The 16,696-nt window shown below is 38.2% G+C and carries 14 protein-coding genes; 2 read left to right on the top strand and 12 right to left on the bottom strand.

From position 1 onward, the window contains the following. Positions 1-48 precede the first annotated feature (48 nt). From IQ247_RS01460 to IQ247_RS01430, 7 genes are all read right to left on the bottom strand, one after another. Positions 49-1,641, bottom strand: coding sequence for an iron uptake porin (locus IQ247_RS01460; RefSeq protein ID WP_193916258.1), 1,593 nt, complete (start codon positions 1,639-1,641; stop codon positions 49-51). A gap of 884 nt (positions 1,642-2,525) precedes the next feature. After that, positions 2,526-4,148, bottom strand: a complete 1,623-nt coding sequence (locus IQ247_RS01455; RefSeq protein WP_193916255.1) for an iron uptake porin — start codon at positions 4,146-4,148, stop codon at positions 2,526-2,528. Positions 4,149-4,310: 162 nt separating this feature from the next. Then, positions 4,311-4,934: a Crp/Fnr family transcriptional regulator gene (locus tag IQ247_RS01450; protein WP_193916252.1), complete on the bottom strand. Its 624-nt coding sequence runs from the start codon at positions 4,932-4,934 to the stop codon at positions 4,311-4,313. A gap of 530 nt (positions 4,935-5,464) precedes the next feature. Beyond that, positions 5,465-7,699 carry a PhoX family protein gene (locus IQ247_RS01445; protein ID WP_193916249.1) on the bottom strand — a complete coding sequence of 745 codons (2,235 nt, stop codon included), beginning with the start codon at positions 7,697-7,699 and terminating at the stop codon, positions 5,465-5,467. Between the two features lie 696 nt (positions 7,700-8,395). Further along, complete coding sequence (gene phoU / locus IQ247_RS01440; RefSeq protein ID WP_193916246.1) at positions 8,396-9,082, bottom strand: phosphate signaling complex protein PhoU; 687 nt, start codon at positions 9,080-9,082, stop codon at positions 8,396-8,398. 12 nt (positions 9,083-9,094) lie between these two features. Beyond that, positions 9,095-10,453, bottom strand: coding sequence for an ATP-binding protein (locus IQ247_RS01435; protein ID WP_228059389.1), 1,359 nt, complete (start codon positions 10,451-10,453; stop codon positions 9,095-9,097). Between the two features lie 14 nt (positions 10,454-10,467). Continuing rightward, positions 10,468-11,220: a response regulator transcription factor gene (locus IQ247_RS01430; RefSeq protein WP_193916243.1), complete on the bottom strand. Its 753-nt coding sequence runs from the start codon at positions 11,218-11,220 to the stop codon at positions 10,468-10,470. Positions 11,221-11,645: 425 nt separating this feature from the next. On the opposite strand from IQ247_RS01430, the gene IQ247_RS01425 reads away from it, so the two are divergent. Together IQ247_RS01425 and IQ247_RS01420 are read left to right on the top strand one after the other, a co-directional pair. Further along, positions 11,646-12,626, top strand: a complete 981-nt coding sequence (locus tag IQ247_RS01425) for a coiled-coil domain-containing protein (RefSeq protein ID WP_193916240.1) — start codon at positions 11,646-11,648, stop codon at positions 12,624-12,626. Between the two features lie 71 nt (positions 12,627-12,697). Continuing rightward, positions 12,698-13,777, top strand: coding sequence for a coiled-coil domain-containing protein (locus IQ247_RS01420; protein WP_193916237.1), 1,080 nt, complete (start codon positions 12,698-12,700; stop codon positions 13,775-13,777). Between the two features lie 155 nt (positions 13,778-13,932). Here the strand turns inward: IQ247_RS01420 and IQ247_RS33035 are convergent, their stop codons facing one another. The 5 genes from IQ247_RS33035 to IQ247_RS01400 all read right to left on the bottom strand — a co-directional run bounded on the left by IQ247_RS33035 (position 13,933) and on the right by IQ247_RS01400 (position 16,349). Beyond that, positions 13,933-14,064, bottom strand: a complete 132-nt coding sequence (locus IQ247_RS33035) for a hypothetical protein (RefSeq protein ID WP_265579653.1) — start codon at positions 14,062-14,064, stop codon at positions 13,933-13,935. Between the two features lie 515 nt (positions 14,065-14,579). Next, positions 14,580-15,350 (bottom strand): 1-(5-phosphoribosyl)-5-[(5-phosphoribosylamino)methylideneamino]imidazole-4-carboxamide isomerase, encoded by a 771-nt coding sequence (gene hisA, locus IQ247_RS01415; protein WP_193916234.1) that lies wholly within the window; start codon positions 15,348-15,350, stop codon positions 14,580-14,582. 85 nt (positions 15,351-15,435) lie between these two features. Then, entirely contained in the window at positions 15,436-15,585 is a 150-nt protein-coding gene (locus IQ247_RS01410; protein ID WP_193916231.1) for a hypothetical protein, read from the bottom strand. Between the two features lie 88 nt (positions 15,586-15,673). Further along, positions 15,674-15,964, bottom strand: coding sequence for a DUF3593 domain-containing protein (locus IQ247_RS01405; protein WP_193916228.1), 291 nt, complete (start codon positions 15,962-15,964; stop codon positions 15,674-15,676). A gap of 76 nt (positions 15,965-16,040) precedes the next feature. Beyond that, on the bottom strand, positions 16,041-16,349 hold the full coding sequence (locus tag IQ247_RS01400; RefSeq protein WP_193916225.1) for a DUF2499 domain-containing protein: 309 nt from the start codon (positions 16,347-16,349) through the stop codon (positions 16,041-16,043). Positions 16,350-16,696: the final 347 nt, after the last annotated feature.

Raw genomic sequence — 16,696 nt, 5'->3', positions numbered from 1 at the left:
CACTCAACCGAAAAGGGCTATATTTTGAAGTCTTTTATCGATACCGATTTAGAACTTAAAGGTTGTACGTAGTGTACCAACGTAAACGGTGCTGTTATCGTTGTTGTGTTCAGGATTGAAGATTACCAACAAGCCAGGAGTAATAGAAATTCTGTCGTTAATACTCATCTTGTAAAGACCTTCTAAATGGTAAGAAGTATCTTCGTCTTTAGTAGCAGTTCCAAAATTACTGATTTGGGTTATCTTGGGAGGTTGACCGAAGATTAGACCCAAGGTATTACCCTTAGCACCAAAGTCTTTCATGCCGAGTGTAGCAGCCCAGTACTGAATTTCTGAATCTCCAGCACCATTTTCTTGATCGGCATCAACAAAACCGTACCAACCACCAACAGTTGTAGTTTTGTTGAGTTGTAACGCAGCTTGTACACCGTAGTGATTGGATTTAGTTGCAACATTACCAAAAGGTCTTCTAGTACCGTTAGCACCTGTGCTACCAGTTACGTTGGTGTCCGGTAGGTCGTCGGAATCAGTAGGATTGCCAGCATCAAAACGACGCACATAGGTTGCACCGATGCTCAAAGCTTTTATAGGCTGGATTTCGATCTGACCTAAGAAAGCATTGCTGCCATTGAAAAAACCATTATCGGTGTTAGATGGATTACCGGAGGTATAAGATCCGCTCAATTTGATGGGAGAATTTTTACCACCCAACACAGCTGTTACACCAGCGTCACCACTAGCAGAGCGATAGATAGGGCTGAAACGTCCGTAACGGGAGATAGCACCACTACCACTACTGCTCAATAAGGGGTTGAATACGTTAACGTTGTCGTTAAGATCGGCTTCGTTAGCGTCAATCTTAACCATAACTCCCTTAGCAGGCTTGAAGCTGTAGTTTAATTCAGTGAGTTCAAAATTGTTTCCATCCTCACCATCAAAGCCTAAACGGGTCATTCTGGTACCAGTGACATCACCATCGAACTCAGGAGTATTCCGAGCCTGCAAACGAACTCTTAACTTGTCTTTACCAGTGAAACTGCTATCAAAGTCCAAACGAACGCGGTTGGATAGAGTTACGTTGTCATTATCTACGCTATCACCAAAAGCACCAGCGACAGCAAAGATAGCTTCACCTTTCAACTTAGCAGTTGTGGAGAACTGATTAGCTTCCAATTTAGCAGAACGGGACTCCAAAGCATCTACACGACCGCGTAGAGTAGCCAATTCCGCAGCATACTCTTCTTGCAAGCGCTTCAAGGTTTCTAAGTCACCAGAACCAACTCTTTCGGTTGCGATCGCAATCAATTCGTTAATCCGATCTAAACAAGCGTTCAAACCAGCTGCAAATTCATAACGGGTTAAAGCACGGTTTCCACGGAAGGTTCCGTTAGGATAACCAGCTATACAACCGTAGCGCTCAACCAAAGATTGTAATGCTTGGAATGCCCAATCGGTGGGCTGTACGTCGGAAAACTGGGAAACGGATGTTACTTGACCGATGTTGTTCGATTCGACCGATAGCTCAGCAACAGAAGTGGATTTTTCACTTACTTCACCAGCGAATGCGCTGTTAGCAGCGAAAAATGTTGCAGCAAGAACTATTGGACTTAATTTAAAAACGTTCCAAAAAAGCTTTGTCATTTTTTTTCTCTCTCACTCACACCTACCGTTTCAACCACCATTCAATTATTCGTGTTTTCTTTTACGAATATTTGCTGGGAGTTGTTGTATTAAATTAAAAGACAATACTAGTAGTTAAAACAAGTCAACTAACATACCTTTTCCATATTTATAATTTTTTTAGATTAATCCCTGGGCTGTAGAATATTAATAAATTAAGGGAGTATGGAGTAGGGAGTAGGGAATAGCCAAGAGCTTGCTTCTCTAAAGTTTTATATCAAAATTATTCTATTAAGTTAGTATTTTTTATCACTATCTATATTTTATTTTGTAAATTAGATTAAATTTTGGCTTAGGTTTGGTTAAGTAAGAAGTCGGGTTTTGAGGATAATTGTGTTTTTTCAGAGAATATTTGGGTTAAAAACCCGACTTCTAGTCCTGGTGGTCTGCGTCATTAGTTTTGCGGGGTTTATGTCCGAACTTGTCGGGGAATAAAATTCCCCGTCTAATAGCTCCCGTCCTCTTAAGAGGACTAAGACCCAACTCATTAAAATTAATGACATTGAGTACTAGTGGTACTTTTCATTAGTTTTGATTGGTTTTGTTTGTCTACTGACGTAATGTAGAGACGTTATATATAACGTCTCTACAAGATTTCTGGTAAAATCCGACTACTAGTAAGGTTATATTAATTAAGCCATCATAACTAATGACATGGACCACTAGGTGAGGGTTATATGTCGGGTTTTGAGGATAATTGTGTTTTTTCAGAGAATATTCAAGTTAAAAACCCGACTTCTAGTCCTAGGTGTGAGTAAGAAGTCGGGTTTTGAGGATAATTGTGTTTTCTAAGAGAATATTCGAGTTAAAAACCCGACTTCTGAGATATGATTGCTGACACAATCTTAGAATTTAAAAGTAGTACGCAGGGTACCTACATAAATAGTGTCATTATCATTATTGTGTTCCGGATTGAAAATAACCAACACTCCAGGAGTAATGGCAATATTATCGTTGATGGGTAACTTGTAAAGTGCTTCTAGATGATAAGAAGTATTTGGATCTTCTCTATCAGTAATATCATTGTTAGTGACTCTGGGTGGTTGACCAAAGATTATACCAAGGGTACTTCCTCTAGTACCAAGGTCTCTGAGAGCCAAGGAAGCTGCCCAATAGAACATTTCTGCATCAGCACCTGCATTTGGTCCGGCTTTAGCTGTAGCGTCTGTAAAACCAGCCCAACCCGAAACAGCAAACTTAGAGCTAGGGCTGACTGACGCTTGGACACCGTAGTGGTTAGCCGTAGTTGCAAAACCAACATCATCACCATCATCATCAATAATAGCAAAGGGGTTATTGGCAAAAGCGCTACCTGTAGAATCAAATAGGTTAACGCCACCTTGACTATTTTGATAGGTACGAGCGTAAGTTAAACCTACACCAAATGATTTACTCGGCTGAAAAGCAACTTGACCGATGGCTGCATAGGAACCATTAAAAACTCCCGTACCCAATCCGGGGTTGCTGTTGTCTTCTGCTAAGTAACCAACCGATGCGCTAATGGGTGATTCGGGAGCGAAAGTTAAGGTTATACCAGCACCATCACCTTGGCGGTAAATGGGACTAAAACGTCCGTAACGCGATATTGCACCACCACCGCTGCTTTCAAAAGCCGGGTGAAAGTTGTTTATATTATCGTTGTATTCACCACTTACGGCATCAATATGTACTCTTAGAGCATCGCCGAGGGGAAATTCGTACCATAATTCACCAATTTCAAAGTCGTTATCATCTTCCCCATCAAAGCCCAAACGAGTCATGTTTGTGCCAGTTCGGCTTGTATTATATTGGGTTACATTTCTAGCTTCGAGACGGACTCTTAATCTATCCGAACCTGTAAAGCTCGAATCTATATTTAAACGCACCCGATCGGTAAAGGTAGTATTAGTATCTAAATCTTCAGTACTACCTGCTACCTGGTCGCCAAAAGCTTGAGATAAAGCAAATATTACTTCACCGTTTAATTTGGCAGTAGTTGAAAACTGATTTGCTTCTATCTCAGCAGTACGTGCTTCAACTGCATCTACCCTACCTCGTAAGGTAGCTAGTTCTGCACTAAATTCTTCTTGTAAACGTTGTAAAGTTGCTAAGTCTTCTTTAGTAACTATATTCGCTGTCGCTGTGGCAATCAGCTCATTAACTCTATCCAAACAAGCATTCAAACCTGCGGCAAATTCATAACGAGTTAAAGCCCGATTTCCCCGATATGTACCGTTGGGATAACCTGCAATACAACCGTAACGCTCTACCAATGATTGCAACGCTTGAAATGCCCAATCTGTTGGCTGTACGTCAGAAAACTGCGATACTGATGTTACCTGACCCATAGGGCTTGTTTCTTCAGACAACTCAGCAACAGGTGTTACTTGTTCGTTAATTTCTTCTGCTATTGCACCATTAGCACTAAAAAATGTTGCTGCTACTATAACCGGACTCAGCTTCAGAATATTCCAAATAGTTTTTCTCATCTTCCCACACACACCGATACAATTATGTTTATTTATTTATTAAATCATAAGTTGTACCCTTAAATTAAGATTAGTTTAAGGGATTTTACTTATGAATAAACAAGCTAATTGTACCAAAAAAATGTTAAGTAGTTAACAGTGTAAACCACCTAACATTGGTGATTATTTTCTACCGTCTTTATTCGGTAAACGTAGAATGATACGACGTTTGTGACGTACTATATTCTGTTCGTCTTCAAACTGTTGCAACAAACGAGTTACGGTAACACGTGTTGTATTTAACACTTCTGCCATCTCTTGATGGGTAACGTTCAGGTCGATAAGTTTACCTTGTTCTACTTCACGACCAAATTTTTCACCCAACCAGACCAAAAATTGCCACAAACGTAGCGAAATTGGTTTACGATGTACTATACTTAATAACTCTTCTGACTGTTGAATGTGAGATATCAAGGCTTCAACGTCTTGCTGCCACATTTGAGGTGGTAGAACGCTTACTTCAACGCTGGTCAGACATTCGATTTGGTAAGGTTTAACTCTCGAAAGTGGATAGCCAACCAAATCTCCCGGACCCCAGTAACCCAGAGTGATAAATGCCCCATCTTCACTCCAGGTTAATGTCCGGATTGCACCCCGCTCAATCCGCCATAATACATCGTTACGTGGTGGAATCACTTCGCGACGTGTAAATAATCTTTGTGGCAGAGAACTGCTGTTAGTGTTATTGGCGTTGTTGTTAGCGTTTTGCGAAAAGTTACTGTTGCCAGGGCGATTTGTAGAATACATTATCAAAGATTCCGTAATTGGTAAGGTTTGTATTTGCTTGATTTAAAAGCGTTCAAAGGTATTCCATCGATTTGCCACCACCCTGTAAATATGGTCAAATCAATTTAGGATTTAACTCATGCGCTTAGCGATTTGTATTCGCAAAGAACTCTAGTTAGTTTTTTTGGCTCAGCCAAAAGGTAGATGAAGTGTTTCAAGGAACTCTGCTATTCTATAGATGAATTGTTGGTAATTATATAGTTCATCTAGAGTAAATCCCTTGAAAAAGACATACTGCTGCTGGCTCGAGAAGTCTCTTAGGAGAGCTATAAATGGTTAGCAGTAATAATAGGGGTTGCAAGTATATTTAGCCACTAATAATTAGGCATGACAAATACCATTATTGCGTAAATTCACTACTTTGTGTTTATGAGAACGTTAAAGTTCTTTTATCTTTACTTGCAAATTTATCTCAGAAAAAGTAAATTTGCCGTGTTTATAATCACAATGGAACTAATTCTAAACTAATTGATAATAATTAGCAACTAAGTTCATGAGGTTTTAGTGATATAAATAACCGCTGGCTTGGGAGGAGCGTCTGAGCTTTTGTCGGGCCAGTTAGAACCAATGGGGACTTTACGGCTTTGTGCGAACTCTTCTCCAGTAGTGGTATACACAAGATAGTCTCGGTTTTCCGAAGCTTGATTTAAGCGAGTACCGTTGGCTTCTCCAGGATGCTGGATGGCAAGAAACATCGTTTGCTCGTCGGGAGTAAAATAAAGTCCGGTTGTTTCACACTCCATCGGTCCGATGCCAAATAAGAAGGCTTTACCTGCATTTTCACCGTTTGTGGGAATATACCAAATAGTATTATTGCCAAATAATCCTGATATATTTGCAGTTTTACCTTCCTCGTCGGTACGACTTTTGACGGCACTATTTAGTTTCGATGTTGAAGTATCCGTGACCATCCAGAGATTACCACCTTTATCGATTAGCAGGTTATCGGGGTTTGCAAAACCCATCCCGCCACTCGCAGGTTCACCACCAGTACCAATCATTTCCCATTTAAAAGTCATGGCTGCTGGGTCATTCTTGTCTTCTGTGAGACGCATTACCCATCCATATTCGTAACCAACTTCACCTTTCGGACCTTGGAAAACTCTGCTATCGGCACCGCCCTCTTTACTAGGAGTACCGGAGGTAAAGCAAATATACAAGTCTCCATTCGGTGCAATTTCGGTGTCTTCCGGACGAGCTGTACAAGTTGCACCCACAGCATTAGCAGCATAATGCGCGTCAATTAATATTGCACCCTGCTTTTCTTCGTCGTTACCTGTGTATAAATCGCCGAGTTTTTTGAACTGTTGCTTATATTTAGTAACTTCTTCGTCTTTTGACGCTGCTAAATAATTGCCTTGAATCGGTTGTGGAACTTCAAAGAGTGTTCGCTTGTCCCCTGATGATTGTGTTCCTAATGGTAAATTAATTAGATTTCCAGCAATATTGCTAGGAAGCTCTGGATTTACAGAGGTATCTGCATTTAAAGGTATCCATTTACCCGTACCGTTAGCGTCGAATTTGGCTGCGTAAAGCATTCCCTCAGAAAGTAGCTGAGAATTAGCTTTGTCTTGCGGATCGGAAACTTTATCCTTACTAACGAATTTATAAACGTGTCCACCTCTTCGATCGCACCCCGAATAAAACGCTAGAGGCTTTCCTGATTCGACACGCACTCCTACGGCTTCATGACGGTAGCGTCCTAACCAACTATGTTTTGTCCCATAATCGTTGGGGTTAGCTGGATCTACTTCTACTATCCAACCGTATTTGTTCCCCGCAAGTCCAAAAACGTTACCTTGTCCGTATAAATCTCCTTCGGCTATGGTAAAACCAACTTTGTCTGGTTCAAAGGAGGTTCCATCTGCGTAAACTGGTTCGGGTACCTGAGATTGAAAATTTTCTTCCGCACTCAGCACTGTTCCCCAAGGTGTGGTTCCACCTGCACAATTGCCAAAAGTCCCAATTATGCGATCGCCAAGTTTATCGTTGTAACCAAGTCCTTGCTGTTTGCGAAATATATTTACAGCCGGACCAGTTGCTTTGAGATAACGTCCGTCTTCTAAACCGGAAATTCCGCTGATGCGTCTATCTGCATTGCTGTTAGTGCGTTCCCATTTTCCATCAGCATTTTTACGGATGGAGATAATACCTAATCCCTGATCTAATAATGCTTCGGAACAGATTTGCCGTATGTTCGCTTTTAACGGCTCATCTTCACTCAAACCATAAGCGTTTATCTCACCTTTCCCCTGGGAATCCGCGCTTAGTTTGGCAATTACCTGATCGAAGGGTAATGATTTGCCGATTACCTTCGCGTAAGTTTGCATCCAAGGAATAGCGCTAATGTACTCAAAATTAACTGAGAGATATCCTTCGTTTTCTCCTGTTGGTACAAACGATAAATAATCGTTGTTGTAGCCAAATCGAGAATCGCCGACTTTATCGCCCCAAGCAGCAATAATTTGGTATTCAAAACCATCGGGTAATACTAAATCATCAACTACTTCGTAGTTACGATAAGCTTCTTGCTGTTGTTCGGGATTAAACCCGGCAGTTTGTAATGGAATCGGGCCTTTTATAGGTTTAAATACGGATAAAGCTTTTGCTTGTGAACCATTAGGCTGCACTGTTACTTTTTGATCGCACCCTGACAGCGAATTCAGCGCTACTGCACCCGCGCTCGCTCCCATCAACAGCAAAAAATCACGACGTTTGATACTCATCAGTTTTTTTTTAATTACACCAGCATTTTAAGTTAGATAGAAAACATTTTTATCTTGCCTTCGTTACTTTAATGGTGGAAGTTTAAGAATAGGTAAGCTTCAAGTAAAAAGTAAGTTAGGTAACAAAATTTTTGGTTGTGTCTTTTTTATTTATCACTTGTAAAAATACAGTAATTACCGCTTTATTTTTACGGATAAATCTGTGTTCATTTAAACAGATAATTATTCAAAGTGTCAAATATTTTTCATGTTTTATTTGTTTTTTGGAGAGACAAATAATCTATTAATAGTAAAGCTTTCATAAAACAGCACCTGATTGCAACTTCGTTCTTCTTCTAAATAATTACTAGTATTTATGCTTAGATAAAAATTTTGTATATGTGTTTTTAAGAACTGTATTTATTCTATTAGACAGCTATAAAATATTTTTTATTAGTGTTACTTTTTACTGTATATTTTTACGTAGGTTAGATTTTTGAATCCAAGGGTCATAGCAATGTTACACCAATTTTCGATCAAGCTGGGTTCTCGGACTACGCAAACAAAAAATCCTCTCCTTACTAAGGAGAGGATGTATATAGCACGAGTAGGTTGTCCATCGTAAGTATTTTGGCAATTGGTCTTATTTACAACAATAATTGAGAATTCAAATTCTACTGTTGACGATTAACTATTTGATGAAATATAAAGAAAACATTAAGACCGCTGACCTGTAACAATATAAGCCACTCTTTGACCAATATTGGTTGCGTGGTCTGCCATTCGTTCTAAACAACGAATCGCTAATGCTAATAATACAATTGGTTCTACAGAACCTTGAATATCTCGTTGATTTGCTAAAGTCTCGTAAACTCGTTCATAAGCTTCATCTACTGCGTCATCTAGTACTTTTATACTTTTTGCACCAACTTCATCTAGATCCGCTAATGCTCCCAAACTCGTTGCTAACATTGCTTGAGCGTGACGAGACATCACCGCAATTTCTGGAATGCACGAATGAGGCTCGTAGGGAAAGATTTTTACAGCTATTTCGCTTAAATCTTCGGCATAATCGCCAATACGTTCTAAATCGCGCACTAACTGCATAAAAGCACTCAAGCAACGTAAATCTTGCTCAGAGGGCGATTGTAATGTCATAATCGCCGTACATTCTGCTTCTATTTGTTTATAGTATCGGTCTATTTTCTTATCTAATAATGGCAGCTGTTCGGCTACTGATAAATCGCGGGCGAATAATGCTTGGTGTGTCAGACGAAATGATTGTTCTACCAAAGCACCCATACGCAATACATCTCTTTCTAGCCGCCTAATATCGCGTGCTAGATGAGGTCTTACAAAATTTGGACGACTTAGGAGAGCTTTCACGCTTGTAGTTTCAAACATGAAGTTATTTTATTAAATATAATCTTGAGTTACGGATTTTGCCATGACTTGGGGGAGATGAATTTGTAGCCAAGCACCACCTGTTTGTGGATGATTCATAGCTTTGATAGTACCCCCGTGAGCGGCTAAAATTTGATAAACAATAGCTAATCCTAAGCCGCTTCCATCTAAAGTTGAATCTTCCTCCTCTTTTATAGAGCGAGAACGTGCTTTGTCTCCTCGGTAAAATCTCTGAAATATGTGGGGTAAATCCTCTTGGGCAAAACCTACGCCAGAATCTATAATGCTTATTTGTAGAAATGCCGAACTTTCAGATTGAATTTTATTCTTTTCTTCTAAAGTTAGATTAACATTAACTTCCACTCGGATAAATCCACCCGGAGGACTGTATTTTATACTGTTATGAATTAAATTAAAAAACACTTGGTAAAGCCGGGATTTATCAGCATTTACCCAGGCATCTTGAATACCAGTAAAGGCAAGTTGAACTTTTTGACGCTGCGCTATAGGTTCTAAACTTTCCCAAACAGAGTTAATCAACTCTTTGATTTCTAAAGGCTGGCAATTTAACTGAGTTGCGGGATTAGTTTCGAGTCGAGTCAGGTCTAACCAACTTTGTACTAGCTCAATGAGTCGGTCAACTTCTTTGAGAAGGCGATTAATCCAACGATTTAAAGGTGGACTTACACGGTCTTGTAAAGTTTCCACAACTAAACGAATAGAAGTTAGTGGTGTTCTGAGTTCATGGGCTAGGTCTGACAAAGTTCTATCCCGTGCTTGGCTCATTTCCAGTAGTTGCTGACGATTTTCCAGAAATACTCCTACTTGACCCTGGGGTAATGGCAAGCCGGTAGCTCGCAAAACCACAGATTTTTGTTGTAACATTGCTTCGGCATTCTCACAAGAGGGGTGAAACACCCACTCCCTCTCTTGGGAAGAATGGCGATCGCGAGTTTTTTCGATTAAACGGTCAAGTTCGTAGGAACGCACCAACTCTAATAACAAGCGCACTTGTCCGGGTTGCCATTTTTCTAAAAACAACATTTGCCGAGCTTGTTCGTTGCACCAAAGTAATTGATTTTCTTCATCAACTTGTAAATAGCCTAGCGGTGCCTGTTCTAACAAGTTTTGGTAACTTTGTAGTTGTTCTTCTAAGCATTGTTGCTGTTTTTTTAATCGAGCAAACTTATGCTGCCATCCACGAAATGACGATACCGCAACCTGAGCGAAAAAACTCTTTTTTGAAGAATCAAAACGTCCAAAGTAGCGGTGAAATTGTATTGTATGCCACACCCATAAGCAGATGCTTAGCCCTAAACCTAAGATAAATCCCAGTAACAGCATCACAATTGGTAATTTGCGTTGGGACAAATAATAACTAACAATTACCCAAATCTATACCCAAAACCCCTAACTGTAACAATATATTCCGGACGGGAAGGGTCTATTTCTACTTTTTCCCGCAACCAGCGGATATGAACATCTACAGTTTTGCTATCTCCAACAAAATCAGGTCCCCATACCTGGTCAAGCAACTGTTCTCGCGACCATACGCGACGAGTATAACTCATAAATAGTTCCAGCAAGCGAAATTCTTTGGGCGATAAGTTCGCTTCTTCTCCACGAACCAAAACGCGGCATTCTTGAGGATATAAAGTAATTTCTTTATGATTTAAGACTGGAGCTTGGGTAGTAGTACTTAAACGCTGACGGCGTAACAGCGCTCGACAACGGGCTACCAACTCTCTCATACTAAATGGCTTGGTTAGATAATCATCAGCCCCCACTTCTAAACCTAAAACTCGGTCGGTTTCGCTACCTTTGGCACTTAGCATTAAAATTGGTACTGGGTTTCCTTGATGACGCACTAACCGACAAATATCTAATCCATTAATTTGAGGCAACATTAAATCTAAAAGGACTAAATCGAAACCAGCCTCATGATTATTTGCCTCCAAACTTTGGAGTTGCTCTATGGCTAAACGTCCATCAGTGGCAATTTGCACTTCATAGCCTTCTTCCTCCAAAGCCAAAACTAGCATTTCCCTGATTAATTCTTCATCCTCTACCACCAGAACGCGATTTCTTTGTCTGATATCCCCCGCCGAAGCGTACTTCGTGGATTCATTTGTATACATTGACTTACAAAAATATGAGGATTTTACTTGTAACTATTTATCTGTGGCTTTTGAGCAATTTTACGTAGCTTACAGTCATTTAATTGATGAAAAGTGTAACATATGTAACAGCATTTTCTTTATTATAAAACACTACCGCAAAAATCAGTCAAAAACTAGTGGCTGCTTTACTTTTTTTTGTGATTTTGCAGGGGGAGTAGGATTAGTTCTTGACAAAAGTATTTTAATTCGACTAACATCAATAGTACATAAATACTATACTATGAGTAACAATCTTATTAGTTGTAGGTGGCTGAACTATTTCGGTGTTTCCACTGCGCTAACAAGGATGTTTCAAAGGCTACTCTAAAATAGCAAGGAGTATGTCTTTGTAAGGTTATTTAGAAGAAAATCATCAAACAAAGATAATTAATAGGAATCAAAAAATGAATACAGTTGGAGTCAAGGATACTAAACAACAATTGATGCAAGCATTTGAGCAAATTATTGCAGAAAAGCAAAAATTAGATTCAAAAATTGCAACTAAACAGGAAGAAGCTGAAAAAGAAAAAGACAAGCAAATTTTAACCGCAGCTTCAGCATATACGGTTGATAGTATTGTCAAAGGATTAGCAGATTTACAGTTAGAATTTGGTAGTATTGTTAACGAGCTTTCAGAAAAGCTAGCTAAGGAAAACTCAAAATTAGACGAGTTAAATCGTGCAATTGAGGTTGAAACTCAATATTTACAACAATTGCAGAAAATCAGAGTTGTTGCAGATACTTTAGATGTTTTAACTCAAGAACATCAAGAGAATTTAAGAAAATTACAAGAAGATACTAATAAAAAAAGAGAAGCATTAGAAAAAGATAAGCAGCAAACGCTTCAGGAATTAGAAAAAGAACAAGCCAAGTTTGCAGAAGCAGAACAAGCTTACAACGAATTATTAGCCAAGAATCGCGAAAAAGAGCAAGAAGAATATCAATATAAGTTAGAAAATTCCCGCAAAATTAACGAAGATAGTTACCGAGAAACAAAGCGTCAATTAGAAAGAGAAATACAAGCAGTTACTCGTCAGAAAGAAAAAGATTGGGTAGAAAGAGAAAAAATTATTAAACAACGTCAACCTTTATTGGAAGAATATCAAAAAAAAGTAGCATCTTTCCCTGCTGAGTTAGATACAGAGGTTAAAAAAGCAAGAGAAGAAGCAATAAAAGACACTTCTCAAAAAGCCAAAGTGGAAGCAGATTTGTTTGAGAAAGAGTGGGAAGGTAGCAAACAAAGCTATGAATTGAAAATTACCTCTTTAGAACAGACGATTGAAAGACAAAATCAGCAAATTGAAAGTATTTCCAATCAATTACAAGAAACTTTGAAGCAAGCAAAAGATTTAGCAATGAGAGCTTTTGATAGTTCTAATAAGTAGAGAACAGGGAGTAGTAAATTCTCTGTTTACTGTGACGAGCATTCAAATTACACATTTTTTGGAGTATTATTATGTCTGTAAATAAAATTAATCAGAAGAATACTAAAAATGAAATTTTGCAAGCTTATGATGAGTTGGAAAAAGAAAGATTAGAACTAAAAAAGCAAGTCGAGCAACTTATCAAATCTAGTAATTCTGTCAAGTCAGATAATTTTAAAACACCGGAAAAAACTGTAGTAAATCAATACTCTAAAGTGCAGCAGAAAATGAATTTTACCATTGAAAACTTAGCAAAAATTCAGTTAGGTTTTGGTAGTGCTGCAAATGAATTATCCGAACAATTGACTACAAAAGCTTCTAGATTAGCAGAAATAAAGCAAATTGTAGAAGAACAATTGCAGCAATTGCAGCAGTTACATAATTTAGAAGTTGCTGAAGATACTTTAGATAATTTGATTCAAAGTTACGAAGAGAACAACTCAGCTTACCAACAAGAGTTTAACCAACTTTCTGAAAGATTAAATCAAGAAATCCAAGAATTAAAAGAAGCTTGGCAAAAACAACAAGAAGAATCTCAGCAGAATATTAAAGAACGAAATGAAAATTCCCTCAAAAATCGTCAACGAGATGCTTCTGAGTACAAGTACAATTTAGAATTACAACGCAATTTAGAAGTAGATTTATACGAACAGCAGCAGAAGGAATTATATAAACAATTGGACGAATTTCAGCAAGAAACAGAAAAACAGTGGAATGAACGAGAAAATACAACTGCTGAAAAAGAAAAACAGTTTGAAGAATTAAAAATTAAAGTAGAGAGTTTTGCTCAGCAAAAAGAAGTAGATATTAGAAAAGCCACAGAAGAAGGTAAAGGTATTGCTCATTATCAAGCCAAAGTTAAAGCTAATTTACTTGCAAAAGAAGTAGAGGGACAAAAAGCTTTCTATGAACAAAGAATACAGTCTTTAGAACAAACAATTAACAATCAAGAAACAAGAGTTGAAAGCTTGTCGAAACAGCTTGAGTCAGCCTTGAAACAAGTACAGGATTTAGCTGTTAAAGCTATTGAAGGTTCTGCAAATATTAATTCATATCAAGCGATAAAAGAAATTGCTTTAGAACAAGCTAAAAGTCCGATGAAAAATAAATAGAACAGCGATTAAAAAAATCAGGTGTTTTCCAAATATTGGGTTTCTCGTTTATTTACAAAATAAGAAGAGAGGTAATATATAAGAAGAGACGTAATATATAAGAAGAGACGTAATATATTACGTCTCTACATTATTGATATGAATATTTAATTACATTATCTGATTTGATTCGGTTTTGTAGCTTGTTTTCTAGCACTAACATATTGGGAAAAACCAATTTCTCTTCTTTTTGGTCTACCATAATCTGGTACTTTTACTTTTCTTTTTGTTGTTGTTGTCCAACTCATTGTTATTCTCCTTAAATTTTGTATAGTATTTTGTTTGTATATCTTTATCTACATTGTCTTTTAGTTGATTCCAGAAAAAATAATTAAATGAGTTCAAATTGAATTCCAATACATTTATTAAATACTTAAATACAAAAACAGAGACGCATTTGCAGCATCTCTGTGTAGGAAACCCAATATCTTAAAAATCTGAAAAATCTATATGCAAAGTTTTTAAAAACTGAAAAATCCGGTATTTTCCCAAAGCAATACACTAATGTCAAGGGAAAAATCCCCAAGACAAACTTTTCAATAAAAGCGATGCTGGGATATATTTGTTTATGATTAAATATAAGTTATAGAAAATACTTGCTCTGTAGAAGTAACTCCCTACGCATTTGAATACAGTACCAAGGATTAACAATCCGGAAAAATAACAAACTATTTTTTTCATCCTAAAAACTGAAAAATCCAGTTTTTGAAAAAAACCGAATTCTAAAAGTTGTTGAGTTAAAAACAATATAGTTATTAAGTTATTAAGCGAAAGTAGAGAAACCATGAGGAGGTATATCTTGAATACGTCCTGAACCTACCGCTCGTACTGCTTCACGAAGAGAAATATCCTCAGTATATAAAGCACGTCCAACAATTGCACCAGTAACACCTTGGGGTTCTAACGCTAATAAGCTTAATAAATCTGTCACCGAACTAATTCCACCAGAAGCAATAATCGGAATATCCACAACAGCTGCAAGTTCCCGTAAAGCGTCTAAATTTGGTCCGCTAAGAGTCCCATCGCGGTAAATATCAGTGTAAATTATTTCTGCTGCTCCGAATTCTTGCATTTGTACCGCAAGTTGTGTTGCTAAAACCTCTGAAGTTTCCAACCATCCGCGAGTTGCAACTTTACCGTTACGAGCATCAATACCAACGATAATTTTTTGGGGGAATTCTTGAGCAAGTTCTTGCACTAATTGGGGTTGTTCAACAGCAACGGTTCCCAAAATTGCCCACTCTACACCAATATTAAATAATTGTTGCACACTTTCCCGACTACGCAATCCGCCACCCACTTCTACAGGTACAGAAACTGCATTTACAATAGTTTCAATCGCGGACAAATTGACAACTTTACCAGCTTTCGCACCATCTAAATCGACAACGTGTAATCTTGTTGCGCCTTGTTCAACCCATTTTTGGGCAATATCAGCAGGATTTTCGCTGAAGACTTCAGATTTTTCGTAATCTCCTTGATAAAGTCGCACGCAACGGCTTTCTAATAAATCTATAGCTGGAATTACTTGCATTTTTGTTGATGGTTGTTGGTTGATGGTTGATGGTTGATGGTTGATGGTTGTTGGTTGATGGTTGATGGTTGATGGTTGATGGTTGTTAGTTGTTAGTTGATGGTTGATGGTTGATGGTTGATGGTTGATGGTTGTTGGTTGATGGTTGATGGTTGATGGTTGATGGTTGATGGTTGTTGGTTGATGGTTGATGGTTGTTAGTTGATGGTTGATGGTTGATGGTTGTTGGTTGCAAACAATTTGAAGTTAAAAGATAACCTTTAACCTTTGACCTTTAACCTTTGACCTTTGACCTTTAACCTTTAACCTTTAACCTTTAACCTCTAACCTTTGACCTTATTAATTATTGCTTGGCGGAAACCTATTACAACTAAAATATTTGACAAAGTTAAAAATACTTCTGCGCTTCCGTGTAACCAATCGACATTTGCCAGAGTTTTACCGTAATGCACTTGGGAGTAAATACCTGCTGGAATAGTGACGGCGACAAATACTAAAGTGCCGTAAAATCCATACAAAGCTAATTTTGGGGTTTCAGGAGTACGAGTTATAAACCATAAAAAACCAAGGTAGGGAAATAACGATAATGCAAATAAAGTTTCTTTGGAAATCATTTTAAAGAGTGAAGAGTTAGGAGTGAGGAGTTAGGAGTTATCTTCCCAATGCCTCATGCCCAATTTGATTTGATAATTATTCTGATTTTACAAGGTTTGTGGAACGATATATCCACCAAGCTGCTGCAAAAAGGGTAAAATTACCAATTACTGTCATGCTTGCTTGCAATGTTACTAGCCATTCGAGTGATGGGGAATTCTCGAAAAAGTGCCACGTACAAGCACACATGGCGCTGACTAATGCTGGTAACATCCCAAAAGATAAAGCAAACCAAGCGCGATTACCAATAACTTCGCCGTATTTCCAGATTAACCATATTGCGGCAATCCACTCTATAACGCTGGAAACGTGAATTATCCAAGTGGGAATTGAAAGTGCGTGCATAAGTAAAGTTAGGAGTTAGGAGTTATGAGTTAGGAATTGTTTATTGTAGGGGAGCTTAACGGCAGTGTAGATTCTCTTCGGGCGTTATTGTCGTTGTGTGACAGTTTGAGCAATGCCGTTACTAGCCCCAACTTAATTTGTGGTATTGAGTTTGAATAACGAAAATATAATCAAATTTAGCTATTTGGCAGGCACCCATAACCTGATATTTATGGAATTACCAACATTAGTAGGACTTACGCAACCGGCACATTTTTCTTGTAGGGTGCTGTGACACTTTGATGAAGTTTGAACGTAGTAATAAGGTTTTTAGTGTCACGCACCAACCGGATATTGTGACAATTGCG

Source organism: Plectonema cf. radiosum LEGE 06105 (assembly GCF_015207665.1).
Lineage (GTDB): Bacteria > Cyanobacteriota > Cyanobacteriia > Cyanobacteriales > Nostocaceae > Rivularia > Rivularia radiosa_A.
The sequence above is the reverse complement of the archived record's forward strand: the minus strand, read 5'-3'. Positions and strand labels throughout refer to the sequence as shown.